11 protein-coding genes and 3 tRNA genes are annotated in these 10950 nt (G+C 56.9%); 2 read left to right on the top strand and 12 right to left on the bottom strand.

Going from position 1 to position 10950, the window contains the following annotated elements; all coding sequences use genetic code 11:
* Positions 1-291 precede the first annotated feature (291 nt).
* The 6 genes from GJV78_RS21545 to uvrY all read right to left on the bottom strand — a co-directional run bounded on the left by GJV78_RS21545 (position 292) and on the right by uvrY (position 3834).
* Positions 292-378, bottom strand: a tRNA-Leu gene (locus GJV78_RS21545).
* Positions 379-390: 12 nt separating this feature from the next.
* Positions 391-464 (bottom strand) — tRNA-Cys (locus GJV78_RS21540).
* A 52-nt stretch (positions 465-516) separates the two neighbouring features.
* Positions 517-592, bottom strand: a tRNA-Gly gene (locus tag GJV78_RS21535).
* A gap of 151 nt (positions 593-743) precedes the next feature.
* Positions 744-1292, bottom strand: a complete 549-nt coding sequence (pgsA, locus tag GJV78_RS21530; protein ID WP_155110161.1) for a CDP-diacylglycerol--glycerol-3-phosphate 3-phosphatidyltransferase — start codon at positions 1290-1292, stop codon at positions 744-746.
* Between the two features lie 56 nt (positions 1293-1348).
* The gene (uvrC, locus tag GJV78_RS21525; protein WP_167519696.1) at positions 1349-3181 is read right to left on the bottom strand and encodes an excinuclease ABC subunit UvrC; all 1833 of its coding nucleotides are present in this window, start codon (positions 3179-3181) and stop codon (positions 1349-1351) included.
* Complete coding sequence (uvrY, locus tag GJV78_RS21520) at positions 3178-3834, bottom strand: UvrY/SirA/GacA family response regulator transcription factor (protein WP_155110160.1); 657 nt, start codon at positions 3832-3834, stop codon at positions 3178-3180. Before uvrY ends, uvrC begins: the two co-directional genes overlap by 4 nt.
* A gap of 380 nt (positions 3835-4214) precedes the next feature.
* On the opposite strand from uvrY, the gene GJV78_RS24305 reads away from it, so the two are divergent.
* Complete coding sequence (locus GJV78_RS24305) at positions 4215-4268, top strand: hypothetical protein (RefSeq protein ID WP_456237498.1); 54 nt, start codon at positions 4215-4217, stop codon at positions 4266-4268.
* Positions 4269-4280: 12 nt separating this feature from the next.
* Complete coding sequence (locus tag GJV78_RS21510) at positions 4281-4505, top strand: DUF2594 family protein (protein WP_155110159.1); 225 nt, start codon at positions 4281-4283, stop codon at positions 4503-4505.
* A 1101-nt stretch (positions 4506-5606) separates the two neighbouring features.
* Here GJV78_RS21510 and tcyN read toward each other — a convergent pair.
* From tcyN to fliA, 6 genes are all read right to left on the bottom strand, one after another.
* A complete protein-coding gene (gene tcyN / locus GJV78_RS21505; protein ID WP_155110158.1) occupies positions 5607-6359 on the bottom strand; it encodes an L-cystine ABC transporter ATP-binding protein TcyN in 753 nt (250 codons plus the stop codon).
* On the bottom strand, positions 6356-7024 hold the full coding sequence (gene tcyL, locus GJV78_RS21500) for a cystine ABC transporter permease (protein WP_155110157.1): 669 nt from the start codon (positions 7022-7024) through the stop codon (positions 6356-6358). Before tcyL ends, tcyN begins: the two co-directional genes overlap by 4 nt.
* Before the next feature lie 21 nt (positions 7025-7045).
* Complete coding sequence (dcyD, locus tag GJV78_RS21495) at positions 7046-8032, bottom strand: D-cysteine desulfhydrase (RefSeq protein ID WP_155110156.1); 987 nt, start codon at positions 8030-8032, stop codon at positions 7046-7048.
* Positions 8033-8358: 326 nt separating this feature from the next.
* On the bottom strand, positions 8359-9150 hold the full coding sequence (gene tcyJ / locus GJV78_RS21490; protein WP_155110155.1) for a cystine ABC transporter substrate-binding protein: 792 nt from the start codon (positions 9148-9150) through the stop codon (positions 8359-8361).
* Positions 9151-9235: 85 nt separating this feature from the next.
* Entirely contained in the window at positions 9236-9790 is a 555-nt protein-coding gene (gene fliZ, locus GJV78_RS21485; RefSeq protein WP_155110154.1) for a flagella biosynthesis regulatory protein FliZ, read from the bottom strand.
* A 58-nt stretch (positions 9791-9848) separates the two neighbouring features.
* Entirely contained in the window at positions 9849-10568 is a 720-nt protein-coding gene (gene fliA, locus GJV78_RS21480) for an RNA polymerase sigma factor FliA (protein WP_167519695.1), read from the bottom strand.
* Between the last annotated feature and the right edge of the window lie 382 nt (positions 10569-10950).

Here is a 10950-nt window from a genome sequence, read left to right as displayed (position 1 = left end):
AGAGATGAGGTGATTGCACGAATTAAGCAACTTTGTACTCAGGGTGGCTAGAGCATTACAGCTTGCTCAGCAGGCCCCCTTCCCGGAAGAGTACCGGAAAACAGGCAAAGCGGCCTGGTTCTCTATGCTGGAGGCGACACGTTCGATTCGTCATTGCCAGGCTGGAGATTGCAGCTCATTGCACCCCATGAGCACAGGATATGCACAGGACATGAATTTCAGGCACAAAAAAACCACCCGGAGGTGGTTTCACGACACTGCTTATTGCTTTGATTATTCTGATGTTTCCCATGGTACCCGGAGCGGGACTTGAACCCGCACAGCGCGAACGCCGAGGGATTTTAAATCCCTTGTGTCTACCGATTCCACCATCCGGGCTCGGGAAGAAAGTGGAGGCGCGTTCCGGAGTCGAACCGGACTAAACGGATTTGCAATCCGCTACATAACCGCTTTGTTAACGCGCCGTATTGTTCTGGCCTTTCCGCCGGACACCCGCTATTGCCGGTGTCGCTAAACTGGAGCGGGAAACGAGACTCGAACTCGCGACCCCGACCTTGGCAAGGTCGTGCTCTACCAACTGAGCTATTCCCGCAGTCATCAAGCGTTTAACTAATCACTTGATTTTATTATCGTCCGGTGAACCGTGCCGCCGTTCGATGCGTTGCATTCTACTTACCTGACGCAATGAGTCAACGATATTTTTTGCCGCTCACGATCGTTTGCTGAAATTTACGTCGAAACGATCACCGATCGAGCAAATCACCGCGGGCGGCGCTCAGATACTGCAGCATTGACCACAGGGTCAGCACTGCGGCAACGAAGAAAAGCCCGATTCCGGCGTACTCCACCCAGATATTCGGCCGCCACAGCAGCCACGCCAGCGCCGCCATCTGGGAGGTGGTTTTCACCTTGCCGATCCAGGAAACCGCCACGCTGCTGCGCTTGCCCAGCTCCGCCATCCATTCCCGCAGCGCTGAGATAATAATTTCGCGGGCGATCATGGTGGCGGCGGGCAGCGTCACCCACCAGCTGTGATAGTGCTCGGTGACCAGTACCATCGCGATCGCCACCAGCACCTTATCCGCTACCGGATCGAGAAAAGCGCCGAAGCGAGTGCTCTGGTTCCAGCGGCGCGCCAGAAAACCGTCAAACCAGTCGGTTACCGCAGCAATACAGAAGATTAGCGCCGCCACCAGGGGCGACCAGGCGAACGGCAGATAATAGACCAGTACAAAGAATGGGATCAGAATGACGCGAAACAGCGTGAGCAACGTAGGGATATTAAATTGCATAGTGGCGGGTAACTATCTGTTGTCAGAGAAATTACCTCTATGTTGCTACAGAGCCATCAATGTTTCAACGACCAGAAGATCTTTTCTGCCAGAGCTTGCGAAATACCCGGCACTTTTGCAATTTCTTCTACGCTGGCGTTGCGTAAACCTTGCAATCCACCCATATATTTCAGCAGCATCTGCCGACGCTTCGGGCCGACGCCCTCGATGGTTTCCAGAGTGCTGGTGTTCTTCACCTTCGCCCGTTTTTTGCGATGGCCGCTGATGGCGTGATTGTGCGACTCGTCGCGGATATGCTGGATAACGTGCAGCGCGGGCGAATCCGGCGGCAGGCTGAACCCCTCCCCCTCCGGCTCAAAGAACAGCGTTTCCAGACCGGCCTTGCGATCGGCCCCCTTGGCGACGCCCAGCAGCAGCGGACGCGCTTTGTCCCAGGGGACATCCAGTTCGGCAAACACCGTTTTCGCCTGGGCAAGCTGCCCCTTCCCGCCGTCGATCAGAATCACGTCGGGGATCTTGCTCTCTTCAATCGCTTTGCCGTAGCGCCGACGCAGCACCTGGTTCATGGCGGCGTAATCGTCGCCGGGGGTGATACCGGTAATGTTATAGCGACGATACTCCGCGCGCAGCGGCCCGTTGGCGTCAAAGACCACGCAGGAGGCCACCGTCTGCTCCCCCATCGTATGGCTGATGTCGAAGCACTCCATCCGCCGGATGGCAGGCAGCTTTAGTACCGAGGCCAGCGCCGTCAGGCGCTGTACGATGGTGGACTGCTGCGACAGCTTCGTGGTCAGCGCCGTCGCGGCGTTGGTGCGCGCCAGCTTCAGATAGCGGGCGCGATCGCCGCGGGGCCGGGTCTGAACGTTGATGCGACGCCCCGCCAGCTCTGACAGCGAATCGGCCAGCAGGGTTTTATCGCTCAGATTAAAATCCAGTAAAATTTCGCCCGGCAGGGTGCGCATCTGGCTACCCTGCAGATAAAACTGCCCGACAAAGGTTTCAACCACTTCCCCGAGATCGGTGCCGCCCGGCACCTTCGGATAGTAGCTGCGGCTGCCCAGCACTTTGCCCTGGCGAATAAAAAGCACGTGCACGCAGGCCATCCCCGCGTCGAAAGCAACGCCGATCACGTCCAGATCGTCGCCGGTATTGGAAACAAACTGCTTTTCCGTCACCCGACGCACGGCCTGGATCTGATCGCGAATACGCGCCGCCTCTTCAAATTCCAGATCCTGGCTGGCCTTCTCCATCCGCGCGATCAGCTGGGTTAACACCTGATCGTCTTTGCCGGACAGAAACAGCCGGACGTATTCGACCTGGCGAGCGTACTCCTCTTCGCTGACCAGCCCCTCCACGCACGGCCCGAGGCAGCGGCCAATCTGATACTGCAGGCACGGCCGCGTGCGGTTGCGGTAAACGCTGTTTTCACACTGCCGAATCGGGAAAATTTTCTGCAGCAGCGCCAGCGTTTCCCGCACGGCGTAGCCGTTAGGAAACGGGCCAAAGTATTCACCTTTGGCATGTCTGGCACCCCGATGCATCGCCAGGCGCGGATGGGTATCGGCGCTCAGAAAGATAAAGGGATAGGATTTGTCGTCGCGCAGCAGCACGTTATAGCGGGGCTGATACAACTTGATGTAGTTGTGCTCCAGCAGCAGCGCCTCGGTTTCGGTATGGGTAACCGTCACATCAATCTGCTGAATCAGCGCCACCAGCGCTTCGGTTTTACGCGAAGCCAGATTGCTACGGAAGTAGCTGGAAAGCCGTTTTTTCAGGTCTTTCGCTTTACCTACATAGATAACCGTACCACCGGCATCGTACATACGATAAACGCCGGGCTGGCTGGTTACGGTTTTTAAAAACGCTTTCGCGTCAAACTGAACGCTCACTGATTTGCTAACGTCTCCGCATTACACAGGCCGTGGCGGATTGCCAGGTGAGTCAGCTCGACGTCGCCGTGGATGTTCAGTTTGCTGAACATTCGGTAGCGATAGCTGTTCACCGTCTTCGGGCTGAGATTCAGCTGCTCTGAAATCTCGTTAACCTTTTGGCCTTTGGTAATCATCAGCATAATCTGCAATTCACGTTCAGACAAACTGGCGAACGGAGATTCCGTTTTCTCAGGCTCGATCTGGCTGAGCGCCATTTGCTGGGCAATATCTGAAGCAATATACCGCTGTCCGGAGTAAACCGACCGGATAGCGCTGACCACCTCCTGTGGAGCAGCGCCTTTGCTCAGATAACCTGCCGCTCCCGCCTGCATGACCTTTGCAGGCAGCGGGTTTTCCGTATGAACGGTCAGCATAATGACCTTAATATCGGCCGTTGAGCGGGCTATCTTACGTGTCGCTTCAAGGCCGCCGATACCGGGCATGTTCATATCCATCAACACCACGTCGACGCTATTTGCACGGCACCATTTTACGGCATCCTCGCCGCAGCAGGCTTCGCCAACGACTTTTATACCCTTAATATCTTCCAGAATGCGTCGTATCCCTGCGCGCACCAGTTCGTGGTCATCAACAAGAAGGACGTTGATCAAAGGAATATCTCCAGAATAGGGATAACGCTACTGATAGTTAACTCCACACATACTAACGGGTTTTATCATAACTTTGAACGTAAAAAACATCGCTCTTTCGATTAAGCTCTCGTTTTGGAAAATGAGATTATCCCCTCGATGAGAAAATACGCTACATATTGCCCGTTATGGATCATGACCGCCGCCGGTTTGCAACCTAAAATGGTATACCCGCAGCCCGTCAGCAAAATAACCTATAAAGGTTGTAACAACAATTAACACACAAAATAGCCTGAATAATCAAGACTGGCGAAAATATATACGCGGCGGCGTCTCTCTTATTTACGCGGCGCGCTCCGCCGCCGACCAAAAAACAACCACTGCTGATTTTCACCCGGCTTATGGTATACTCCGCCGCCTCAACGCTGGCTATTGCACTTTTTACTAGAACATAACGAGGAAAATAAATGAGTACGCCTGATTTTTCCACCGCCGAGAATAATCAACAACTGGCTCAGGAGGTCTCCTGCCTGAAAGCAATGATAACGCTGATGCTGCAGGCGATGGGGCAAGCCGACGCAGGGCGCGTCATGCTGAAGATGGAAAAGCAGATCGGGCAGATTGAAGACGAAGCGCTGGCCGCCGTATTTTCCAGCACCGTCAAACAGATTAAGCAGGCCTATCGCCAGTAATCTCTTCCCCGGCTGAAGGCCGCCGCTTTCGGCCGGGACACTTCCGCACCTTCACCTGCCCCGGCATCCCCCCGATAGCGGTATAGTGGCTCCGGCCGCCAATTTAAAAAGTGACAGACCATCGCCCGTTTCAGTTAAACATGCCACTCCACTGCCTCTTCGATTTTGCGCGATTGATAATCGCCTGATAAAAATAAAAGATCGCTCATTTATACCCTAAATAATTCGAGTTGCGNAAAGATCGCTCATTTATACCCTAAATAATTCGAGTTGCGGGACAAAACGCAGCGCGTTTTGAACAGCCTCAGGGCTGGCCCCGAAGGGGTGAGGCTCACAGGCCGAAACACGCGGCGACCCAGAGACAAATTCGTCAGGAACGAATTTGAACAGCCGCAGGCTGCCTCTGGTGAGAGACAGGGATGTCTCTCATTAGTACCCGGGAGCTTACTGGAGTCAGTAACTGAGGTGAGCGAGGACAAATCGGCTAAGCCGATTTGAACGCCGCTGGCGGCGGCCCTCCAGGGTGAGGCCCCCGGGCCGAATAAAGCCAACGCACATGCAATCTGAAGTATAACGGGTATATAGATTTTATTAATATATTCTGCAGATGCCGGCGGGCGGGTTATCCACCGCTTTCCCGAAGGTCTCTTCATCGCGGCTGCCCGCACGCCCCTGTTTAAATCGGTTCCCTACGGACTTTTCTTGTTAATCATATATGCAGACGGGCCGATCGGAATTCATTCAATTTCCGCATGATTCGATCTTATCGCCTCTCTTTTTCAGAGCGCCACCGGCCCCGTTTTATCTCGCCGACCAAATTATAGAGCGGGATATATCGCGGCGGCCGGCGAAAAAATACCTTCGCCATTCGACTTTTGTCGCGGCAGCGCTTTTTTAAATAACAAAACTGAAAGAAGTCCGATTAGCGACTTGCCTGAACGGAAATTATAACAGGCACACGTCATGCCGCAGGCTGAATGTGCGCCTTATCCAGGATGGGCTAACGCCCGGCGGACAGGTCTGCCGAACGCCCCTGCACATTTGCCGGCGGCTGGCGATGAACGGACGGACCTCCTTGTCTCTTCTGAAGCCAGCCTGGCGCTAGCGCAGCAGGAATTTTTCCAGAAACTGGCGCGTTCGCGGCTGCTGCGGATCGGCGAACAGGGTCTTTGCCGGCCCCTGCTCGATAATTCGGCCCTGATCCATAAAAATTGCCCGATCGGCCACGTCGCGCGCAAAGCTCATCTCGTGAGTCACGATGATCATCGTGCGCTTCTCCTGCGCCAGCTGGCGAATGGCGTTCAGCACCTCGCCCACCAGCTCGGGATCGAGCGCCGAGGTGGGTTCATCAAACAGTATAACCTCCGGGCGCATCGCCAGCGCGCGGGCAATGGCCACCCGCTGCTGCTGCCCGCCGGAGAGCCGCCGCGGGTAGCTGGTCTCCTTTCCGGAAAGCCCCACCTTTACCAGCAGCTCGCGGGCCAGGGCAATGGCCGCCGCCTTCGGCTCGCCCTTGACGATGGTCGGCCCTTCGATGATGTTTTCCAGCACCGTGCGGTGCGGAAACAGATTAAAGTTCTGAAACACAAAGCCAACCTGCTGGCGCAACCGGCGGATCTGCGCCTTCTGCTGGCTCAGGGAGCGCGCGGCGTCGATGGTGATGCTGCCCACGCGAATCGTGCCCGCCTCCGGCTGCTCCAGCAGGTTAATACTGCGCAGCAGCGTGGTTTTCCCCGAGCCGCTGGGACCAATAATGGCGACCACCTCGCCAGCGTTGACCTGCAGATCGATTCCGTGCAGCACCGTCTGACCGTGGAATTTTTTGACCAGATGTTTTACCTCAATGGCGCTCATTTCGGCTCCCTCTCCTGACGGTTAAGCTGGTTCTCAAAATAGTTCTGCAGCGATGACAGCACCGTCGCCATAATCCAGTAAATCAGCGACGCCGCCAGATAGAGGGTGAAGACCTCCAGCGTACGCGACGTAATCAGCTGCGCCTGGCGGAACAGCTCCGGCACCTGAATGGTCGCCGCCAGCGAGGTATCTTTCACCAGGCTGATAAAGCTGTTGCTCAGGGGCGGCAGCGCCACCCGGGCGGCCTGGGGTAAAATGGCCCGCCGCAGGGTCTGCCAGGGCGTCATGCCGAGGCTGGCCGCCGCCTCCCACTGCCCCCTGTCGATGGAGGAGATGGCGGCGCGCAGCGTCTCAGCGGCATAGGCGGCGGTGTTAAGCGACAGGCCAATCATGGCCGACGGAACCGGGTCCAGCTCAATGCCGAACTGCGGCAGCCCGTAATAGATCATAAACAGCTGGGCGATAAGCGGCGTGCCGCGAAAAACAGAAATATAGAAGCGCGCCAGCCAGCGCACCGGCAGCAGCGGCGACAGACGCATCAGCGCGAGGATAAACCCCAGCAGCAGGCCAAAAAACATCCCGCCGACGCTCAACTGAAGGGTAAAGAGCGCCCCCTTCAGCAGATACGGCAGCGATTCGATAATCAGTTGGATACTCTCTTGCATTATGATTTTTTACCCGGCAGCTTAAACGTGGGGATGATAGGCGAACAGCGCGGGCGCTCCGCCGGTGTGAACGAAAAGAATCGGCCCTTCATCTCTGAAGCGCTTCCGGCTGATACCATCGATAAGCCCGGCCATCGCCTTGCCGGTATAGACCGGATCGAGCAGGATGCCCTCAAGGCGCGCCAGCAGCCTGACGGCCTCTGTTCCCGCCTCATTCGGCACGCCGTAGCCGGGGGCGAAATAGTCGTCCCACAGCCGGATCTCCGCGGAGGCGTTCAGCGCCAGCTCGCGGGCGACCGCCTGCTGAAGCTGGACCACCTTCGGCAGTTGCTCCTCCACCGTGCGCGACACCGTTACGCCAATCAGCTCCACGTCGGGCATCAGCTGTTCAAGCCCCACCGCCAGCCCGGCGTGGGTGCCCGCGCTGCCGGAGGCCACCACCACCGACGAAAGCGACACCGCCCCCTCGCACTGCCGGGCAATTTCCTGGGCGCTTTCCACGTAGCCCATCGCCCCGAGGGGGCTGGAGCCGCCCACCGGGATAACGTACGGCCGAAAGCCCTGCGCCTCGACGCGGGTGGCCAGATCCGTCAGCTGGGCCTGCGGATCGCTGAGCGCCGCGCACATTTCAACCTGCGCGTTAAACAGATCCAGCAACAGGCGGTTGCCGTTGCTCAGATAGTTCTCCGCGACGGTGCCAAGGGGGTTCTCCAGCAGCGCCACGCAGTGCAGGCCCAGCTTCGCCGCCACCGCAGCGGTCTGGCGCACGTGGTTAGACTGGATGGCCCCGGCGGTGATCAGGGTATCGGCCCCCTCCTGCAGCGCGGCGGCGGCAAGAAACTCCAGTTTGCGCAGCTTGTTGCCGCCCATGGCGACGGGCGTAACATCATCCCGCTTAATGTAAATTTCGCGTCCCAGAAAATCAGAAAAGCGCGGAAGAAATTCCAGCGGCGTGGGCGCGCCGAGCAGCTCCAGCCGGGGAAACTGCGTTAATGAGTGCAATGGCATGACGCCTCCGGGTTAGTGTTGTGATCTGCTTATCAGGCCGTATGCGCACAGCGTCGGCCGCTTCGCCCCGCGCCCTGCCCTGGCCGGAACGGCCGTCGGCGACGCTTACCGGCGATTAACAGCGTATCCTGCCAGGCGGACAGCGCGCAGCCCCCTGCGGGCGTTCAAAACGCGATGTATTTTGCGCGAGCGCTGCCCAAATTCAAAATGGCAGTCAGTCCCGCCTGATGGGATAAACGCTAAATGACTCCCCTATTATGCACACTCAGGCGGATGCATTAAAAAAAGCGCCGTCAAAAGCGCTTTTTTTTATCAGCCGACGCAGGTTACTTCGTGACGTCCGCGCCAAACCACTTCTCCGACAGCGCCTTCAGCGAGCCATCTTTTTGCATCTCTGTAATGGCCGTATCTACCGCATTCAGCAGATCCTCGTTCCCCTTACGCAGCGCCACGCCGGAGGCCTGGCGGGAGAACGCCTCGCCGGTCACCGCCAGCGTGCCTTTGGTTTTCTTCACCAAATCCAGCGCCGCCAGGCGATCCACCAGAATGGCGTCAATTCGCCCGACGCGCAGATCCTGGTATTTCGTCGGATCGTCGTCATAGGTACGGATATCCACACCCGGCACGTTCTGGCGCAGCCACGCTTCGTAGTTGGTGCCAAGGCCTACGCCGACCTTTTTCCCCTGCAGATCGTTGGCGGTTTTGATGTTACCTTCATTGCCCTTTTTCACCAGCGCCTGGATACCGGAGACGGTATAGGGAGTGGAAAAATCATACTTTTTCTGCCGCTCGGGGGAGATAGTGACCTGGTTAATGGCCACGTCAATGCGCTTTGAGTCCAGCGACGCCAGCATACCGTCCCATTTGGTCGGCTTCAGCGCGGCCTTTACGCCCAGATGGCTGGCCAGCGACTCGGCGAACTCGACCTCAAACCCGGTCAGCTTGCCGTCATCGCCCTGAAAACTGAACGGCGGATAGGTCCCTTCCAGCCCCACCAGCAGCGTACCGCGCTCTTTGACCTTATTCAGCAGCCCCTCGTCGGCGAACGCATTCACGCTCATTCCGGCGATGAGCGCCACCGCCATCATCGCCCGGCGTCCCGGAAGTGTAAATTTCATAGTTGCTCCGATAATATGATGAACACCCGTAGAGTAGTGCGCGGGGCGGCAATTGCAACTACCGCCCCGCACATCTTGTTCATTTTTAATATATATCAGAAGTCATGACGGGGGAGGATTTCTGCATCAGCCCCGGATGATGCGCGTTCGCTTTGTACTGCTCGTACTTACGCAGCGCGATACGGTAGTTGTTGGTACTGGTATCCGGGAGCCAGGGGGCAAGATTCTCGTCGAGAAAGCCGTCCTGCAGCAGATCGCGGGAGATATTTTGTTCGCTAAGGTGGTTGCTCAGGCGGCGCAGGCGTACCACGTACTCGCGCACGGTGCCGGGACTCATTTCGGTTTGCTCAAACAGATACTGCTTGAAGCCGATAATATCGAAGTAATCGCTCTGCTGCTTGCAGTGCAAATCACCGCAAAAGCGGCACAGCGCCGCCCACTCTTTCTGCTCCACCCGCCATGCCGCCTCGTCGAGGAGCATATCAAGCCTGGCAATCTCAAGCTTATTAACGATCTTTCCCTGACGAACCAAAGTGATACGGTCAAGCAGCTTGCGACAATGGGCGCAGTGCGTGTGGCTGTGTTTAAAATCTTTAAGATAGCGGCTTAACGGTCGTTTCTTGGATTGCTGCACCAACATGAAAACTCTCCTGGTTGTCAATTCACTGTGCGGCATTTTCCGGGGCGGCAGGTGCCGCCTAGAGCTTACCCAGCTTTGTGCGTAATCGTTTGATGGCCTGGCTGTGCAACTGGCTAACCCGCGACTCGCCAACTTCCAGTACCGCACCAATCTCCTTCAGATTGAGCTCTTCCTGGTAGTAAAGCGTCAGCACCAGCTGTTCGCGTTCGGGAAGCGTTTCTATCGCCTCCATCACGCGCTGGCGTAAGTTGCTCTCCAGCAGCTGCTGGAGCGGGTTCTCCTGCTGGTGATCGTCGGTCACCAGCTCAACGCTGTCGCCATGCTCTTCCCGCCACTCGTCGTAGGAAAAGAGCTGGCTGTTGTTGGTATCAAGCAACATTTGCCGGTACTCAACAACCGGAATCCCCAGACGCTCCGCCACCTCCGTTTCCGTGGCGTTGCGCCCCAATTCCTGTTCCAGCTGCCCCATCGCCTGAGCGACTTCCCTGGCGTTACGCCGGACGCTGCGCGGCACCCAGTCGCGGCTGCGCAGCTCATCCAACATCGCACCACGAATACGCTGCACTGCGTAAGTGGTAAATGCCGTTCCTTGCAAAGCGTCATATCGGTCAACTGCATTTAATAACCCGATACCGCCCGCCTGAAGCAGATCGTCCAGTTCCACACTCGCGGGCAGGCGCACCTGCAGGCGCAAAGCTTCATGGCGCACCAGCGGTACATAACGCTGCCACAGCGAGTGCTTATCCATTACCCCTTCGGCGGTATAGAGTGAAGTCACGATAAACATCCCTGCGTCAAATGAGTTATCGGCATGATTATCCGTTTCTGCAGGGGGTTCTATCGGAGGAATAAGGCTATAAAAGGTGGGTTATTTTAGTTATGTAGCCAGCGGCACGGGTTAGATAATAAAAATTCATGGCTAAAATCAATGAATTAAACTAAATAGCGTTGCGTACCCCACCCGCCGGTCATCACATCGTCTCCGTGGCCGGGATGGGAAATGGCTTTATGCCGCCTCTGCTCAGTGGATAACGGATATCCCCTCCCCCGCCTGCGGTTCGTCTGCCTGATGGATGTCGCGGGTGTGAAAAAGCGCATCGGCTAAGCCGCGTCTGGCCTGGGCGGGAAATAACGAAAAAGGCAGCCAGGGCTGCCTTTAA

Source organism: Intestinirhabdus alba (assembly GCF_009711095.1).
Classification (GTDB): domain Bacteria; phylum Pseudomonadota; class Gammaproteobacteria; order Enterobacterales; family Enterobacteriaceae; genus Intestinirhabdus; species Intestinirhabdus alba.
The sequence above is the reverse complement of the archived record's forward strand: the minus strand, read 5'-3'. Positions and strand labels throughout refer to the sequence as shown.